This window comes from Streptomyces durhamensis (assembly GCF_000725475.1).
GTDB lineage: Bacteria > Actinomycetota > Actinomycetes > Streptomycetales > Streptomycetaceae > Streptomyces > Streptomyces filipinensis.
The window spans coordinates 82842-98989 of sequence record NZ_JNXR01000018.1 but is presented as its reverse complement, the minus strand read 5'-3'; the positions used below and the strand labels follow the sequence as shown (position 1 = coordinate 98989).

Genomic DNA, 16148 nt, shown 5'->3' with positions numbered 1-16148 from the left:
CGGTTAGTCAGATAACGGTGACCCCGGCCAGCCACCCGCCGTCGATCACGAACGGCTGCCCGGTGATGTACGAGGAGTCCTGCGAGGTGAGGAAGAGGGCCAGCCGGGCGACCTCCTCGGACTGTCCGACCCGGCCGAGCGGCACGAGCTTGCGGTACAGCTCGTCCAGCGCCCGGCTCATCTCCTCCGGGTCGGCGTCCGGGTCGAGGCGCGCCGGGTTGGACATCGGGGTGTCGATGGCGCCCGGGCAGATCGCGTTGACCCGGATGCCCCGGCCCGCCAGCTCCAGCGCGGCCACCCGGGTCAGCCCGAGCACGGCGTGCTTGGTGGCGGCGTACGTGCCCACGGCCGCCATGCCGGTCAGGGCCGTGTAGGAAGCGGTGTTCACGATCGTGCCCCCGTCGGCCATCTCGGGCGCCACGGCCTTCATCCCCAGGAAGCAGCCGACCTGGTTGACCTGCACGACCTGCATGAACTCGTCCAGCGGGGTGTCCACGAGGGCGTTGAAGCGCAGGATGCCCGCGTTGTTCACCAGCCCGTCGACGCGCCCGTACGCCTCCTTGACGGCGCCGACGGCCTCCCGCCAGCCGTCCTCCGTGCCCACGTCGAGGTGGACGTACAGCGCGCCTATCTCCTCGGCCAGGGCCTTCCCCGGTCCGTCCAGCACGTCGGCGACGGCCACCCGCGCGCCCTCCGCCCGGAACAGCCGCGCCTCCTGCTCGCCCTGTCCGCGCGCCGCGCCGGTGACGATCACGACCCGCCCGTCCAGCTTGCCCATGGTGCCCTCCTCACTGCAGCCGGGGTGCGACCTCCGCCCCGAACAGCTCGATCTGCTCGATGAGTTCGGCCCGGCTCCGGCTGCGGAACCGCACCTGGATCTGGTCCACGCCCATCGCCGGGTACGCCCGCAGCGACCCGGCGATCTCCTCCGGCGCGCCGGTCAGGGTCCAGCGTCCGGTGTCCCAGCCGGGCCGCCCGACGTACAGCGGCTCGGCGATCGCCCCGACGGTGAACGGCCCCTCGGCCCCCGCCTCGTCGCGCAGCCGCCGCAGCCGGGCGATCTGCGCGGGCAGCCGCTCCCGCGCGTCCCCCTGCGGCAGCCAGCCGTCGCCCTTCAGCGCGGCCCGGCGTACGGCGGCGGGCGAGGAGCCGCCGACCCACAGCGGTACGGCCGGCTGCGCGGGCCGGGGCCGCTGCCCCAGCCCCTCGAAGTCGTAGAACTTCCCGTGGTGCTCGGGATACTCCTGCGGCCCGAGCGCGGCGCGCAGCGCGTCGACCGCCTCGTCCAGCAGGGCCCCGCGCCGCTCGAAGTCCACGCCCAGCGCCTCGAACTCCTCGCGCACATGTCCGGCCCCCACCCCGAGGATCAGCCGGCCGCCGGAGAGGTGGTCGAGGGTGGCGTACTGCTTGGCGGTGAGCAGCGGGTGCCGCAGCCCGACGACGGCCACATGGCTGAGCAGCCGGACCCGCCCGGTCACGGCGGCGAGGTGGGCGAGGGTGGCGACGGGGTCGTACCAGACCGTGCTCATCGCCGGGGCGAGCCGGCGCGGGACGGCCACGTGGTCGCAGCAGGCGAGGTAGCCGAACCCGGCACGCTCCGCGGCCCGCGCCACCGCCACCAGGTCCTCCGGTCCGGCCCCGGCCTCCCAGGACTCCGCGAACAGGGTGCTCTGCGCCTGCACGGGCAGCTGGACGCCGTACGCCAGGGCACTCACCGCCAGAGCCCCCCGGGGGTGAGACCCAGCAGCTCGATGGCGTTCCCGCGGACGATCCGCTCGACCACGTCCGCCGGCAGGTGCCCCATCTGCGCCTCGCCGACCTCGCGGGACTTCGGCCAGGTGGAGTCGGAGTGCGGGTAGTCGGTCTCGTACAGGACGTTGCCGACCCCGATGGCGTCCAGGTTCCTCAGCCCGAAGGCGTCGTCGAAGAAGCAGCCGTACACATGCCCGGCGAACAGCTCGGACGGCGGCCGGGTGACCTTGTCGGCGACCCCGCCCCACCCCCGGTTCTCCTCCCACACCACGTCGGCGCGTTCGAGGATGTACGGAATCCACCCGATCTGCCCCTCGGCGTACATGACCCTGAGGTTCGGGAAGCGCTCGAACTTGCCGCTCATCAGCCAGTCGACCATCGAGAAGCAGCAGTTGGCGAAGGTGATGGTGGAGCCGACGGCGGGCGGGGCGTCGGCGGACGTGGAGGGCATACGGCTGCTGGAGCCGATGTGCATGGCGACGACCGTGCCGGTCTCGTCGCAGGCCGCGAGGAACGGGTCCCAGTCGTCGGTGTGGACCGAGGGCAGGCCGAGGTGCGGGGGTATCTCGGAGAAGGCGACGGCCCGCACGCCCCGCTCGGCGTTGCGCCGGACCTCCGCGGCCGCCAGCCGGGCGTCCCACAGCGGAATGAGGGTGAGCGGTATGAGCCGGCCGCGGGCGTCCGGCCCGCACCACTCCTCCACCATCCAGTCGTTGTAGGCGCGCACGCAGAGCAGCGCGAGCTCCTTGTCCGCCGCCTCCGTGAACGTCTGCCCGCAGAAGCGCGGGAAGGTGGGGAAGCAGAGGCCGGACTGGACGTGGTTGACGTCCATGTCGGCGAGCCGGGCGGGGACGTCGTAGGAGCCCGCCCGCATCTGCTCGTAGGTGATGACCTCCAGCCGGACCTCGTCCCTGGCGCACCCGACGGCGGTGTCGAGGCGGGTGAGGGGCCGGCGCAGGTCCTCGTAGACCCACCAGTCGCCGAGGGGGCCCTCGGTGCTGCCGGGCTCGCCCATGACGGGCTTGAAGCGGCCGCCCAGGAAGGTCATCTCCTTCAGCGGGGCGCGCACGATCCGGGGCCCGACGTCCAGGTACTTCTTCGGGAGCCGGTCCTGCCAGACGTGCGCGGGCTCCACCGTGTGGTCGTCGACCGAGATGATCCGGGGGAAGGGGCTCTGGGTGTCCATGGCGCTCACGGTAGCGTCGATCTGACGGTCCGTCAGCTAGTGTGGCCGGGCGACTCTGTGCGAAGGCCGTGTGAGGGCCTTGTGGACTCCGGTGCACCGGTCTGTGATCGGCGTCTCCCGCGGCTGACGGAACCGCCCCGAACAAGGCAAACTGACGGGGTTGTTCGTGATGCCTGAGGGGGCGAACGCATGGACGGTGGGCCGCGAGTGCCTGAGCAGCGGCGTCCCGGCTCCGCGGCCGTCGCGGAACCGGCGGCGTTGCGCTTCGGCGTACTCGGTCCGGTGCGGGCCTGGCGCGGCGGAGAGACGCTGAACACCGGCTCCCCGCAGCAGCGGGCCCTGCTGGCCGCCCTGCTGCTGCGCGAAGGCCGTACGGCGACGGCGGCGGAGCTGATCGACGCGCTCTGGGGCGCCGAGCCGCCGTCCCAGGCGCTGGCGGCCCTGCGCACCTACGCGTCCCGGCTGCGCAAGGTGCTGGACCCCGGGGTCCTGGTCAGCGAGTCCGGGGGCTACGCGGTACGGGGCCTGCGCGACGGCGCCCTGGACGTGGCGGTGGCCCAGGACCTCGCGACGGAGGCCGAGAAGGCGCGCGGCACGGGGGATCTGGGCCAGGCGCGGGAGGTGCTGAACCGGGCCCTGGCCCTGTGGGACGGCGAGCCGCTGGCCGGCGTCCCCGGCCCGTACGCGGACGCCCAGCGGGTCCGCCTGGAGGAATGGCGCCTCCAGCTGCTCGAAACCCGCCTGGACATGGACCTGGAGCAGGGCTGCCATGCCGAGGCGGTCTCGGAGCTGACGGCCCTGACGGCGGCGCATCCGCTGCGGGAGCGCCTGCGCGAGCTGCTGATGCTGGCGCTGTACCGCAGCGGGCGGCAGGCCGAGGCCCTCGCCGTGTACGCGGACACCCGGCGCCTGCTGGCGGAGGAGCTGGGCGTGGACCCGCGGCCGGGTCTGCGCGAACTGCAGCAGCGCATCCTCCAGGCCGACCCGGCCCTGGCCGAGCCCGCCACGCCGGCCGCGGAGCCGGCGGCGGTGCCCGTGCGCCCGGCCCAGCTGCCCGCCTCGGTCCCGGACTTCACCGGCCGGGCCGCCTTCGTCGGCGAGCTGAGCGAGGTGCTGGCGTCGGCGTCCGAGGCGGAGGGCCGGGTGATGGCGGTCTCCGCGCTGGCCGGGATCGGCGGCGTGGGCAAGACGACGCTCGCGGTGCACGTCGCCCACAAGGCCCGCCACGCGTTCCCGGACGGACAGCTGTACGTGGACCTGCAGGGAGCCGGGCCGCGCCCCGCGGAGCCGGAGACGGTCCTCGGCACCTTCCTGCGCGCGCTGGGCACGGCGGACTCGGCGATCCCCGACTCGCTGGAGGAACGGGCGGCCCTGTACCGCTCGGTCCTGGACGGCCGCCGGGTGCTGGTCCTGCTGGACAACGCGAAGGACGCGGCACAGGTGCGGCCGCTGCTGCCGGGGACGGAGGGCTGCGCCGCCCTCGTGACCTCGCGGGTGCGGATGCTGGACCTGGCCGGGGCGCACCTGGTGGACCTGGACGTCATGTCCCCCGACGAGGCGCTCGCCCTCTTCACGAAGATCGTGGGCGAGGAGCGGGTGGCCGCGGAACGGGACGCGGCGCTGGACGTGGTCGCCGCGTGCGAGTTCCTCCCGCTGGCGATCCGCATCGCGGCCTCCCGCCTGGCGGCCCGCCGCACGTGGACCGTCTCGGTGCTGGCGGCCAAGCTGGCGGACGAGCGCCGCCGCCTGGACGAACTCCAGGCCGGCGACCTGGCGGTGAAGGCCACCTTCGAGCTCGGCTACGGCCAGCTGGAGCCGGCCCAGGCCCGGGCCTTTCGTCTGCTGGGCCTGGCGGACGGTCCGGACATCTCGCTGGCGGCGGCGGCCGCGGTCCTGGACCTCCCGCAGGAGGAGACGGAGGACCTGCTGGAGTCCCTGGTCGACACCTCCCTCCTGGAGTCGGCGGCGCCGGGGCGCTACCGCTTCCACGACCTGGTCCGGCTGTACGCGCGGGCCTGTGCGGAGCGGGACGAGCAGCCGCCCGGTGAGCGGGCGGCCGCCATGTCGCGGTTGCTGGACTTCTACCTGGCCACGGCGACGCGGGTGTACGCCATAGAGCGCCCCGGGGACCGCACCGTGGACCACCTGGAGAAGACGGAGCGCCCCGGCCGGGAGTTCGCGGACGACGCCGGGGCCCTGGACTGGCTGCACGCCGAAGCCGCCTGCATCCTCGCCTGCGTCCAGCAGTCGCTCGCCGCCGCCACGCTGCGCAAGGCCGTCGACCTGCTGCTCGCGTCGAAGGACCTGGCCGAGTCCGGAGCCAGCGCGCTGCGCTACGGGGCGGCGACCCAGGCCGCCCGCGACGCCGCGGCCGTCCTCGGCGACGCCTACGCGGAGGGCAGGGCCCGGACCACGCTCGCGCAGGTGCTCAGCCATGCCGGCCGGTTCGAGGAGGCCGGCGCCGAGACCGAGCGCGCCATCGCACTCGGCCTGGTCACGGGTGACCCCTGGACCTACGGCAACGCCCACAACGAGCAGGGCATCATCGCCAACTGCCTGAACCAGCGCTCCGTCAGCGAGACCCACCTGCGTGAGGCGATCAAGGCGTTCCGCGCCGACGGCAACCGCCCCGGCGAGGCCAGCGCCCTGTGCAACCTCTCCCGTGTGCTGGTCTCGCTGGACCGCGCCTCGACCGCCATCGAACTGGTGCGTCAGGGCATCGCCATCTACGACGAACTCGGGCTGACCTTCCGGCTGGCCAACGCGCGGTACGCGCTGGGCATCGCGCTCGGACACAGCGGGCACCACAACGAGGCGCTGGAGGAGCTCGGCGCGGCGCTGGCGACGTTCACCGTGAACCGGCAGCGCCTGTGGGAGGGCACCACCCAGTTCCGCATCGCCCAGGTCCACCTGGCCGTGGGGCGCCCCGCCCGGGCCGCGCAGCATGCCGAGCAGGCCCTGACGACCGGTTACATTGGGGGCGACTGGATGCGCGCCAACATCCTGACGCTCCTGGGGCACTCGCTGGAGAGGCTGGAGCAGACGGACCGGGCGAGGGCGTGCTGGCGCGAGGCACTCGCCGTCTATGAGGGCGCGGGCTCGCCCGAGGCCGACGAGCTGCGGCGCCTGCTTCCCTCGGTCGCGCTGCTCTGACCTCGCCGGACACCGCGTTCATCGAACGTTTATCACCGCTTGCCATCCTCAAGGCATCGATCCGCCGCAACCGGGGGGAGCCGGTGGATCGCGTGGGACTCACGGATAAGGTGAGCGCCCCGGAACGCCCGTTCGACAGCTCGCGGGGGAGTTGCCGAACGGGCGTTCCCCTCAGCTCTGGCACAGGGGAGTTTTCATGAGCAACACCGAAGAGCCCGAGATCGCGGCCGAGGTCACCACCCTCGACAGCCACATGCCGGCTCCGCCGAAGGACGGCGCCGTCACGACCCTCGACAGCCACATGCCGGCTCCGCCGAAGGACGAGACGATCACCACGATGGACAGCCACATGCCGGCACCGCCGGCGCTGGACCTGAACGGGAAGTAGCCCACCCTCCGACGGGGGACCGGCCGCGGCGGCACCGAGGGGGAGCCGCCGCGGCCGAGGCGTGTGCGGACCTCACCCCCTCCCGCGCAGAACCCCCTTCACCACCTTCCCGCTCGCGTTGCGCGGCAGCTCGCGCACGAACTCCACCGCCCTGGGCACCTTGTAGTTCGCCATCTCGCGCCGGGACCAGGCGATCAGGTCGTCGGCGGTGAGGGGCGAACCGGGGCGGCGGACGACGAAGGCCTTGGCGACCTCGCCGAGGCGGGGGTCGGGGACGCCGATCACGGCCGCCTCCCGGACATCCGGGTGAAGGCCCAGCAGCTGCTCTATCTCCGCCGGGTAGGCGTTGAAGCCGCCGACGATGAACATGTCCTTGATGCGGTCGGTGATGCGCAGGTTCCCCGAGGGGTCCAGGACGCCCACGTCGCCCGTGCTCAGCCAGCCGTCCGCGGAGATCACCTGGGAGGTCGCCGCGTCGTCCTGGAAGTAGCCGCGCATCACGTTGAACCCGCGGACCAGGACCTCGCCCGGGGTGCCGGCCGGTACCGGGGCCCCGGAGGCGTCCACGACCCTCACCTGCGTGCCCGGGATGGCACGGCCGGAGGAGGACGCGATCAGCGACGGGTCGTCGCCGCGCCGGCACATCGTGACGATGCCGCTCGCCTCGGACAGGCCGTACGCCGTCAGGACCGTGCCCACCCCGAGTTCGCCGCACAGGCGTTCCACCAGCCGCAACGGCACCACCGCCGCCCCCGTCACCACCAGCCGCAGCGCCGACAGATCGTGGGCGTCCCGCGCCGGGTGGTCCAGCAGCGACTGGTGCAGGGTCGGGGGGCCCGGCAGGACCGAGATCCGTTCCGCCGCTATGTTCGCCAGCGCCGTCTCCACGCTGAACACCGGCTGCGGGACCATCGTCGCCCCGCGCATCAGGCAGGCGATCACCCCGGCCTTGTAGCCGAAGGTGTGGAAGAAGGGGTTGACGATGAGGTAGCGGTCCGTGGGGCGCAGGCCCGCCAGGTCCGCCCAGATCGCGTACGCCCGCAGGGTCTGCGCGTGGGTGATCACCGCGCCCTTGGGACGGCCCGTCGTACCGGACGTGTAGACGATGTCCGACACGGCCCCGCCCGTCAGCTCCCCCGCGCGCCGCCGCACCCCGGCACCGTCCACCCCCTCGCCGCCCGCCAGGAAGTCCTTCCACGTCCGGAAGTCGCACGGCGCGTCCTCCGCCAGGACCACCACCTCCTCCAGCGCGGGCAGGCCGGGCAGCGGGCCCCGGCCGTCCGCCGCCCCCGGCGCCCCCTCCCCCGCCGCCCGGCGCAGGCTCGCCACGTACGACGTGCCCAGGAACGTGCCCGTGACGAAGAGCAGCCTGGTCCCGCTGCGGCGCAGTACGTCCGCCGCCTCCGCCCCCTTGAAGCGGGTGTTGAGCGGGACCAGGACCGCGCCCGCCGTCACCGCCCCGAGGGCCGCCACCATCCAGTCCAGGGAGTTGGGCGCCCACACCGCCACCCGGTCACCGGCCTCCACCCCGCTCGCCAGGCAGGCCGCCGCCGCGCGTTCGACGCGGGTGCCCAGCTCGGCGTAGGTGATCCTCGTGCGGCCGTCGACCACGGCCTCGGTGTCCGCGTACCGCGCGGCCGACCAGCGGACCAGTTCCGGGATGGTGTCCCACTCGACCACGACCGCCTCCCAGCCGGGAACCAAAGAGCTGACTGACCGTCAGATTAGCGGTAATCTGACGTACTGTCAGGAGAGGGGGGATGCCGTGACAGCCATGGCAGGAACCGGGCTCAAGGACGCCACCGCCATCGTCGGGATCGGGCAGACCGCGTTCGCCAAGCACCTTCCGCAGGACGAGAAGACGCTCGCCTGCCAGGCCGTGCTGGCCGCGCTCGACGACGCGGGGATAGCACCCGGCGAGGTCGACGGGCTCGCCTCCTACACCATGGAGGAGACCGACGAGGTGGAGCTGGCGAAGGCCGTCGGGTTCGGTGACCTGACCTTCTTCAGCAAGGCGGGGTACGGCGGGGGCGGCTCCTGCGCCACCGTCGCCCACCTCGCCGCCGCCATCGCCTGCGGGCAGGCGAGCGTCGGCGTCGCCTGGCGGTCCCGCAAACGGGGCAGCGGGCCCCGGCCGTGGACGAACACCGCCGTGCAGCTGCCCACCCCCGCCCAGTGGACCCGGCCCTTCGGGCTGCTCCGGCCCGCCGACGAGATCGCCATGCTCACCCGCCGCTACCTGCACGAGTACGGCGCCACCCGCGACCACCTCTTCAACGTCGCCCTCGCCTGCCGGAACCGGGCCAACCAGAATCCGGCCGCCGTCATGTACGAACGGCCGCTGACCCGCGAGATGTACATGACCTCCCGGTGGATCAGCGAGCCGCTCTGCCTCTTCGACAACTGCCTGGAGACGGACGGGGCCCTCGCGTGCGTGGTCGTCGGCCGGGAACGGGCCCGGGACTGCCGCCACAGACCCGTCTACGTCCACTCCGCCGCCCAGGGACTGCCCGCCCAGCACCACGGCATGGTCAACTACTGGAACGACGACCCCCTCACCGGCCCGGCCTGGACCGCCGCCCGCCACCTGTGGAAGCACGCCGACCTCACCCCGGACGACGTGGACGTGGCCCAGATCTACGACGCCTTCACCGCGCTCATCCCGCTCTCCCTGGAGGGATACGGCTTCTGCGGGCGAGGGGAGGGCGGGGCGTTCACCGAACAGGGGGCCCTGGAGATCGGGGGCCGGCTGCCCCTCAACACCAGCGGCGGCGGGCTCAGCGAGGCCTATGTGCACGGCTTCAACCTCATCACCGAGGGCGTGAGGCAACTGCGCGGGACCAGCACCGCCCAGGTACCCGGCGCCGCCACCTGCCTGGTCACCGCCGGGGAAGGCGTGCCCACCTCCGCCCTGCTGCTGCGGAACTGAGGAGCCGATCATGCTGACCCCCGTCACCGACACCGACGGCGCGCCCTTCTGGGAGTACGCGGCCCGCGGTGAACTGCGCGTCCAGGCCTGCGGGGACTGCGGTGAGCCGCGGTTCCCGCCCCGGCCCTGCTGCCCGCACTGCCAGTCCTTCGCGGCCGAGTGGCGGCCGGTGTCGGGGCGCGGGCGCGTGTGGTCCTACGTCGTGCCGCATCCGCCGCTGCTGCCCGACTACGCCGCGCAGGCGCCGTACAACGTCGTCGTGGTGGAGCTGGAGGAGCATCCGCGCATCCGGCTGGTCGGGAATCTGATCAGCCACGCCGGGGCGCCCCTCGACTCCGTCGATCCGGGGCGCATCAGGATCGGCGCCCGGGTGCGGGTGGTGTTCGGCGACGACGGGCTGCCGCGCTGGGTGCCGGCGTGAGCACCGTGCGGGTGGACACCGACCGGGACAGCGGTGTCGCCGTCGTCACGCTGGACCGGCCCGAGCGGCTCAACGCCGTCGATCTGGAGATGGTGCGCGAACTCGTCCGGGTGTGGGGGGAGTTGCGGTTCGACGACTTCGTGCGGGCCGTCGTGCTCACCGGGAGCGGGGAGCGGGCGTTCTGCACCGGGATCGACCGGGACGCCGTCGTACCGCAGCCCTCGTCGCCGTACATGCAGGACGATCCGCTGCTGCGGATCGGGCCCAAGGCGAACGGCCTGTGGAAGCCGGTGGTGGCCGCCGTGCGCGGGATGGCCTGCGGGGGCGCCTTCTATCTGCTGGGCGAGAGCGAGTTCGTCGTCGCCGACCCGACTGCCGAGTTCTTCGATCCGCACACCACGTACGGCATGGTCAGCGCCTACGAGTCCATGCTGATGGCCGCGCGGATGCCGTACGGGGAGGTGGCCCGGATGATGCTCATGGGCACCGCCGAGCGGATCTCCGCCCGGCGGGCCCACGAGATCGGCCTGGTCACGGAGGTCACCGAGCCGGGCGGGGCGGTGGCGGCCGCCGTGCGCTGCGCCACCGCCGTCGCCGCTTGCCCGCCGGAGGGGGTGCAGGGGACCGTACGGGCGCTGTGGGCGGCCCGGGAGGCGGCCCTGGCGCAGGCGTTCGCCCAGGCCCCGCACCTGGTCGCCCTCGGCAATCTGCCGCCCGCGCGGCAGACGGAACTGTTCACCGGGAGACGGCGGGAGTTCCGGCTGCGCTAGCCGGCGAGCCTGGCCCTGGGATCCGCACCGGCCTCGGCCTCGAAGGTGGCCGGGCGGGTGCCGGGTGGGTGACACCGCGTGGCGGCCGCGGTGCGCCGGGGGTAGCGTCAGCCCTGGACGGCCGCCGTCTGGAGCCCTTCCGTGACACACCGGTACGACGGCCGTCGCACACCCCCTCACGCGGTGCGTGCCGTTCCCGTCCCCTTCTCCGCGTCCAGCGCGTACACGCACCGGTCCTTGCTGCACGCGTACACCACGCCGTCCTTGACGACCGGGGAGCCGGTGATCTCGCCCCCCGTGGCCAGCTTCCACCTGAGCCGGCCGTCGTCGGCCTTCAGCGTGTACAGAAGATGGTCCGTCGAGCCGAAGTGGATACGGCCCTCGGCCACCGCGGGCGCGCCCACGACGTCACCGCCCGCCTGGAAGCGCCACTTGGGCGTGCCGGTGACCGCGTCCAGGGTGTACAGGCCCTTGCCGCTGCCGACATGGACGTGCCCGGCCGCCACGAGCACCGGTTCCACGGAGGAGCGGGCCTCGGTGGCGATGCGCCAGCGGTCCCGGCCGTCGGTGGCGTCGAGGGCGTAGACCGTGCCGAGGTAGTCGGCGAGGTACACCCCGCCGCCGGTCACCGCCGGGCCGGGCGTGAAGGCGGGCGGGCAGAGGAAGACCGCGGGGGCCTCGAAGTGCCAGCGGACCATGCCGCTCGCCGCCTCGACGGCGAGGACGCGGGTGCCCGCCGAGACGTAGACGTAGCCGTCGGGCGCCGGCGTGAGACGGACGGGCACACCGCCGCAGGAGGCGGCGTCGCCGACCGGGTACGACCAGCGTTCCTCACCGGTGCGGGCCTCCAGGGCGCGCAGCCGGGCGTCCTGCCAGACGTAGACCGTGCCGTCGTGGACGAGCGGGCCGGCCTCGGGGGACTCGAAGTCGGTCTGACAGCCGGTGATCTCCCACAGCTTCTGCCCGTTCGCGGCCTCCCAGGCCTGCACGCCGCCGCCGCGGGTACCGGTGACGACCGTGCCGTGGTCGGCCTTGAGGGAGTACACCCAGGCGTCCGTGGACAGCCGCCACAGGTCGGTGCCCTCGCGGGCGTCCAGGGCGAACAGGGTCGGGCCGTCCGAGGCGTGGATACGGCCGTCCGCCACCGCCATCGACCAGGCCACGTCCCGCGTCTTGAAGCGGCGGCGGCCGGTGCCCACGTCCAGGGCGTGCACCTCGAAGGAGGTGACGTAGACCAGGTCGCCGTCGACGGCGGGGGTGCCCCAGACCTCGTTGGACATACGGAACCGCCAGGGCCGCCAGCCGTTCGCCGTCTCCGGGGGCTGGGCCGGGGCGGGCGGTACGGCAGGGCCTACGGCAGGGTCTGGGCCGGCGACACCGGCGACACCGGTGCGCGGGCGGGACCAGCTGGCGACCAGGCCGGCCTCCGGTGGCGGCGCCTTGACGGCGGCGGCGCGGGCGTCGGCGACGCGCGGGCCGGGGCCGATGGGCACCTGGGCGCCGGCCAGCCGGACCGGGCCGGTGTCGGGTCGTACGGGGGCGGCGGGGGTACGGCCGAGCGGCCGCCGCTCCTGGGCCCGCCGGTCGGGGCCAGGGAGGCCTTGGCGGCGGGGCGGCCGCCGCGGCGGGCCTCGATGAGGGCGACGGCCTTCTCGGGCAGCCAGGCGGAGGCGGTGCCGCTGTCGTCGGAGCCGGACCCGAAGAGATGCGGCGCCAGCTGGGCCTGCAGGTCGGCGGGGCTGGGGCGGGCGGAGGCCTCCATCTGCATGCAGACCTCGATGAGCGGGCGCAGCTCGTCGGGCAGGCCGGTGAGGTCCGGGCCCTCGCGCAGCAGCATGAACACCGTCTCGACCGGGTTGGCGCCGTGGAAGGGCGGATGCCCGGTGGCCGCGAAGACCAGCATCGAGCCGAGCGAGAAGACGTCGCTGGCGCCGGTGACGCTGCGGGAGTCCTTGGCCTGCTCGGGGGACATGTAGGCGGGGGTACCGACGGCGACGTTCGTCATGGTCAGGCGGGTGTTCGAGACTCCGGAGGCGATACCGAAGTCGATCACCCGGGGGCCGTCCTCGACCACGAGCACGTTGGACGGCTTGAGGTCGCGGTGCACCAGCCCCGCGCCGTGGATGGACTGCAGGGCCTCCGCCACCCCCGCCGCCAGCCAGCGCACGGCCTGGGCCGGGAGCGGCCCGCAGTCGTTCACTATCTCTTCGAGGGAGGGCGCCGGGACGTACGCGGTCGCGAGCCAGGGCACGGCGGCGCGCGGGTCGGCGTCGACGACGGCCGCCGTGTAGAAGCCGGAGACCGCGCGGGCCGCCTCCACCTCACGGGTGAAGCGGACCCGGAACAGCTGGTCCTCGGCCAGCTCGGTGCGCACCGTCTTGATCGCCACGCGCCGGCCGGACGCCGAGCGCGCGAGATAGACCAGCCCCATGCCGCCGGCGCCCAGCCGGCCCAGCACCTCGAACGGCCCGATCCGCCGCGGATCGTGCTGTGTCAGCTGATCCACCACTTGCCTGCCACCTCCCCGTACGAGCCGCGCCATCCACATATGTACGCGACCGAAGTGCAGCGTCTCACCACCGCACCGCCATGGCGGCACGCACCCCGATTCTTCCTGGCCGGGCGGCTGGTTGCGAACCCGGTGAGAATAGGGGTGTCTCGCCATCAATCCGACCAAAGCGGACGGATCAGCGCTGCAGCAGTGCGAACGACGCCCCCTGATTGTCGGTGACGACGGCCACTCGTCCGTACGACGTCTCAAAGGGTGGCGCCTGCACCCGGCCCCCGAGCCGCTGTACGGCCCCGAGGGCGTCGTCGAGGTCCGTCACCCGGAAGTGGGCGAGGAAGTGCGGGGGCATCTCGGCCGGGAAGACCTCGGTGACGTGGGCGCGGCCGAAGTCGGGCTCCGCCCCCTCGCCGAAGAGGGCGTCGTGGAAGAGGCCGCCGTAGAAGGCGTTGGCGCCGGCGGTGTCCCGGGTGTAGAGCTCGGCCCAGACGAAGGTGCCGGGCTCGTGCCGCCGCCCGAAGCCGTGGTGGCTGCCCGCCTGCCACAGCCCGAAGACCGCGCCCTCGGGGTCGGCGGCGAGGGCGGCGACACCCAGGTCGCCCACCGGGAAGGGGGCCATGACCACCTGCCCGCCGGCCTCGGTGATCCGCCGGCCGAGCGCCCGGGCGTCGGGGGTGGCGAAGGAGACCGTCCAGACGGTGGGCATACGGCCGTCGATCTTGGGAGCCAGCGAGGCGACGGGCTCCCCCGTCAGCCGGGCCCACACCGAGGAGCCGTAGGCGTCCGCGAAGGTCCACCCGAAGAGCTCACCGTAGAACCGCTTGCCGGCCTCGACGTCGGCGAGCTGGGCGTCCACCCAGCACGGCACGCCCTCCCCGTAGACCTCTCCGGTCTCTTGCGCCTCTTCGTTCCCGGATGCCCTGTTTTCGGCCATGTCGTCAAAGTAACCGGGCCACGGGCACCCCGCAGACCAGGCACACCACCCTCAGCGCACCCGTGCACCCCATTTGCAGTCGGCCGAATCGCGCTCCGATCACCCGTCGGTAAGCTGACGGCATGACAGGACAAGTGCGTACCGTCGACGGCCGCGTGGCCGGCCGGCGTGGGCAGGCGACCCGGCAGAAGCTGCTCGACTGCCTCAGCGAGATGCTCAGCTCCTCCCCCTACCGGGACGTCAAGGTCATCGATGTCGCCCGGAAGGCGGGCACTTCACCCGCGACCTTCTACCAGTACTTCCCGGACGTCGAAGGCGCCGTCCTGGAGATCGCCGAGCAAATGGCGGCCGAGGGCGCCGGATTGACCGAACTGCTCGAGGGCCGGTCCTGGGCCGGGAAGTCGGGATGGCAGACCGCGCAGGAACTCGTGGACGGCTTCCTGGAGTTCTGGCGGAAGAACGACGCGATCCTGCGGGTGGTCGACCTCGGCGCGGCCGAGGGGGACAAACGGTTCTACAAGCTCCGCATGAAGATTCTGAACTCGGTGAACAACTCCCTCTCCGACGCCATCGCCGAGCTGCAGTCCAAGGGCAGGGTCGACAAGGACGTGAATCCGGCGGCGGTGGCCGGTTCGCTGGTCGCGATGCTCGCGGCGGTGGCGGCGCACCAGAAGGGCTTCTCGTCCTGGGGCGTGAAGCAGGCGGAACTCAAGCCGAACCTGGCCCTGTTGGTCCACCTGGGCGTGACCGGGAAGAAGCCGAGCAGGTAACACGGCCCCGGCGCACCCCTTTTACCGGTCCCCAAGTCCTGTCTGGCGGGCGGTGGTTCACCTGTGGTGAGCCGCCGCCCGCTCTGCTGTGCGCCGCCTTCACGCGGGCAGCGGACGGTCCTGTACGACATGCTTCATCACGAGGGTCGAGGTCAGCCGCTGCACTCCGGGCAGGGTCGCGAGCCGCTCGTCGTACAGCCGCTGGAAGGCCGCGAGGTCGGCGGTCGCGACCCGGAGCAGATAGTCGGGCTCACCGAACAGTCGCTGGGCGTCGAGGACGTGCTCCAGCTCTCCGACCGCCCGCTCGAACTCGACGACCGTGTCCCGGTCCTCCTGCCGCATGGAGACGAAGACCAGCGCCTCGAAGTTCAGGCCGAGCGCGGTCGCGTCCACGATCGCGCGGTAGCCCTGGATGGCGCCGGAGCGCTCCAGCTCGCGCAGCCGCCGGTGGCAGGGCGAGACGCTGAGCCGCACCCGCGCGGCCAGCTCGGTCACGGTCAGCCGCCCATCCTGCTGCAGCTCGGCAAGGATTTTCCGGTCTACGTCGTCCATGAGGCAGATCTTCCCTCAGACAGACGGGCTGTGGGCAAACTTCGGGAACACTTTCGGGCCATTCACGCCTAATGTCGCCGACATGGACTCGGGACTGCTCTTCTCCTTCCTCGCCGTGGACTTGCTGCTGGTGTGCGTACCGGGCGCCGACTGGGGGTATGTCATCGCGGCGGCCCTGCGCGGGCGCCCCGTCATGCGCGCGGTCGCCGGCCTGGTCTCCGGTTACGCCCTGCACACGGCCCTCGCGACGGCGGGCCTCGCGGTCCTGGTGGCGGGCTCGCCCCGGCTGCTGACGGCCCTGACGGTGGCGGGTGCCGGGTATCTGCTGTGGCTGGGGTGGGGGGTGCTGCGCCGGCCGGCGGTGCCGGGCGCGGCGGAGCGGTCCGCCGACGACCGGGGTCTCTTCCTGCGCGGCGCCACGATCAGCGGCCTGAACCCCAAGGGCCTGCTGCTGTACCTGTCCGTCCTCCCGCAGTTCCTCACCCTGCACGGCACCCACCTGCCGGTCGCCGCCCAGACGGCGGCCATGGGCCTGCTCCACATGGCCTGCTGCGCGGTGGTCTACCTCACGGTCGGCACGCTGGCGCGTGCGCTGCTCTCCGCGAGGCCGGCCGCGGCTCGTGCGGTGACGCGGACATCGGGGGCGGCGATGCTGGGGATCGGGGCGTTCTTGCTGGTGGAGCGGTTGGCCACGCTCTAGCCGCAGCAGGTGACGCGACGTGACGTCGGGCGGCTGCGGCATCGTCCCGGCCGGTCGCGCCCGCACGGCGGAGCCCGATCGACACAG

Annotated in this window: 13 protein-coding genes and 1 pseudogene; 7 read left to right on the top strand and 7 right to left on the bottom strand. The window is 73.1% G+C overall.

What is annotated here, in order from left to right; genetic code table 11:
* Positions 1-7 precede the first annotated feature (7 nt).
* The 3 genes from IO33_RS0126640 to IO33_RS0126630 are packed head-to-tail and all read right to left on the bottom strand — an operon-like array spanning position 8 to position 2938.
* Entirely contained in the window at positions 8-778 is a 771-nt protein-coding gene (locus IO33_RS0126640) for an SDR family NAD(P)-dependent oxidoreductase (protein WP_031169417.1), read from the bottom strand.
* Between the two features lie 10 nt (positions 779-788).
* A complete protein-coding gene (locus IO33_RS0126635) occupies positions 789-1706 on the bottom strand; it encodes a TIGR03619 family F420-dependent LLM class oxidoreductase (protein ID WP_078963920.1) in 918 nt (305 codons plus the stop codon).
* A gap of 5 nt (positions 1707-1711) precedes the next feature.
* Positions 1712-2938: an amidohydrolase family protein gene (locus IO33_RS0126630; RefSeq protein WP_051926977.1), complete on the bottom strand. Its 1227-nt coding sequence runs from the start codon at positions 2936-2938 to the stop codon at positions 1712-1714.
* Positions 2939-3127: 189 nt separating this feature from the next.
* Between IO33_RS0126630 and afsR the strand changes: the two genes are divergently transcribed.
* Positions 3128-6091 carry an SARP-family global regulator AfsR gene (gene afsR / locus IO33_RS0126625; RefSeq protein ID WP_031169411.1) on the top strand — a complete coding sequence of 988 codons (2964 nt, stop codon included), beginning with the start codon at positions 3128-3130 and terminating at the stop codon, positions 6089-6091.
* A gap of 196 nt (positions 6092-6287) precedes the next feature.
* Positions 6288-6479 (top strand): regulatory protein AfsS, encoded by a 192-nt coding sequence (gene afsS, locus IO33_RS0126620; RefSeq protein WP_031169409.1) that lies wholly within the window; start codon positions 6288-6290, stop codon positions 6477-6479.
* A 72-nt stretch (positions 6480-6551) separates the two neighbouring features.
* Here afsS and IO33_RS0126615 read toward each other — a convergent pair whose 3' ends face one another.
* Positions 6552-8159: a FadD3 family acyl-CoA ligase gene (locus IO33_RS0126615; protein ID WP_209438925.1), complete on the bottom strand. Its 1608-nt coding sequence runs from the start codon at positions 8157-8159 to the stop codon at positions 6552-6554.
* Between the two features lie 94 nt (positions 8160-8253).
* On the opposite strand from IO33_RS0126615, the gene IO33_RS0126610 reads away from it, so the two are divergent.
* From IO33_RS0126610 to IO33_RS0126600, 3 genes are read left to right on the top strand one after another with little or no spacing between them, the layout of a single operon-like run.
* Positions 8254-9408: a lipid-transfer protein gene (locus IO33_RS0126610; protein ID WP_031169406.1), complete on the top strand. Its 1155-nt coding sequence runs from the start codon at positions 8254-8256 to the stop codon at positions 9406-9408.
* Positions 9409-9418: 10 nt separating this feature from the next.
* Positions 9419-9829 (top strand): Zn-ribbon domain-containing OB-fold protein, encoded by a 411-nt coding sequence (locus IO33_RS0126605; protein ID WP_031169405.1) that lies wholly within the window; start codon positions 9419-9421, stop codon positions 9827-9829.
* A complete protein-coding gene (locus tag IO33_RS0126600; RefSeq protein ID WP_031169404.1) occupies positions 9814-10599 on the top strand; it encodes an enoyl-CoA hydratase/isomerase family protein in 786 nt (261 codons plus the stop codon). The genes IO33_RS0126605 and IO33_RS0126600 overlap by 16 nt, the downstream gene beginning before the upstream one ends.
* A 176-nt stretch (positions 10600-10775) precedes the next feature.
* On the opposite strand, the pseudogene IO33_RS44515 reads toward IO33_RS0126600, so the two are convergent.
* Together IO33_RS44515 and kbpA are read right to left on the bottom strand one after the other, a co-directional pair.
* Positions 10776-13108 (bottom strand): annotated as a pseudogene (locus IO33_RS44515) (outer membrane protein assembly factor BamB family protein).
* Positions 13109-13286: 178 nt separating this feature from the next.
* Positions 13287-14039: an AfsK-binding protein KbpA gene (gene kbpA, locus IO33_RS0126590; RefSeq protein ID WP_167349473.1), complete on the bottom strand. Its 753-nt coding sequence runs from the start codon at positions 14037-14039 to the stop codon at positions 13287-13289.
* 134 nt (positions 14040-14173) lie between these two features.
* Between kbpA and IO33_RS0126585 the strand changes: the two genes are divergently transcribed.
* Positions 14174-14809, top strand: coding sequence for a TetR family transcriptional regulator (locus IO33_RS0126585; protein WP_031169401.1), 636 nt, complete (start codon positions 14174-14176; stop codon positions 14807-14809).
* A gap of 99 nt (positions 14810-14908) precedes the next feature.
* Here IO33_RS0126585 and IO33_RS0126580 read toward each other — a convergent pair whose 3' ends face one another.
* Complete coding sequence (locus tag IO33_RS0126580) at positions 14909-15361, bottom strand: Lrp/AsnC family transcriptional regulator (RefSeq protein WP_031169399.1); 453 nt, start codon at positions 15359-15361, stop codon at positions 14909-14911.
* 82 nt (positions 15362-15443) lie between these two features.
* Here IO33_RS0126580 and IO33_RS0126575 point away from each other — a divergent pair, with 82 nt between their 5' ends.
* On the top strand, positions 15444-16061 hold the full coding sequence (locus IO33_RS0126575; RefSeq protein WP_031169397.1) for a LysE family translocator: 618 nt from the start codon (positions 15444-15446) through the stop codon (positions 16059-16061).
* Positions 16062-16148 lie beyond the last annotated feature (87 nt).

Excerpts from the sequence above, each read along its gene's own strand:
- IO33_RS0126640 (WP_031169417.1), bottom strand. The coding sequence starts at position 778 with ATGGGCAAGCTGGACGGGCGGGTCGTGATCGTCACCGGCGCGGCGCGC.
- IO33_RS0126630 (WP_051926977.1), bottom strand. The coding sequence starts at position 2,938 with ATGGACACCCAGAGCCCCTTCCCCCGGATCATCTCGGTCGACGACCAC.
- afsR (WP_031169411.1), top strand. The coding sequence starts at position 3,128 with ATGGACGGTGGGCCGCGAGTGCCTGAGCAGCGGCGTCCCGGCTCCGCG.
- afsS (WP_031169409.1), top strand. The coding sequence starts at position 6,288 with ATGAGCAACACCGAAGAGCCCGAGATCGCGGCCGAGGTCACCACCCTC.
- IO33_RS0126610 (WP_031169406.1), top strand. The coding sequence starts at position 8,254 with ATGGCAGGAACCGGGCTCAAGGACGCCACCGCCATCGTCGGGATCGGG.
- IO33_RS0126605 (WP_031169405.1), top strand. The coding sequence starts at position 9,419 with ATGCTGACCCCCGTCACCGACACCGACGGCGCGCCCTTCTGGGAGTAC.
- kbpA (WP_167349473.1), bottom strand. The coding sequence starts at position 14,039 with ATGGCCGAAAACAGGGCATCCGGGAACGAAGAGGCGCAAGAGACCGGA.
- IO33_RS0126580 (WP_031169399.1), bottom strand. The coding sequence starts at position 15,361 with ATGGACGACGTAGACCGGAAAATCCTTGCCGAGCTGCAGCAGGATGGG.
- IO33_RS0126575 (WP_031169397.1), top strand. The coding sequence starts at position 15,444 with ATGGACTCGGGACTGCTCTTCTCCTTCCTCGCCGTGGACTTGCTGCTG.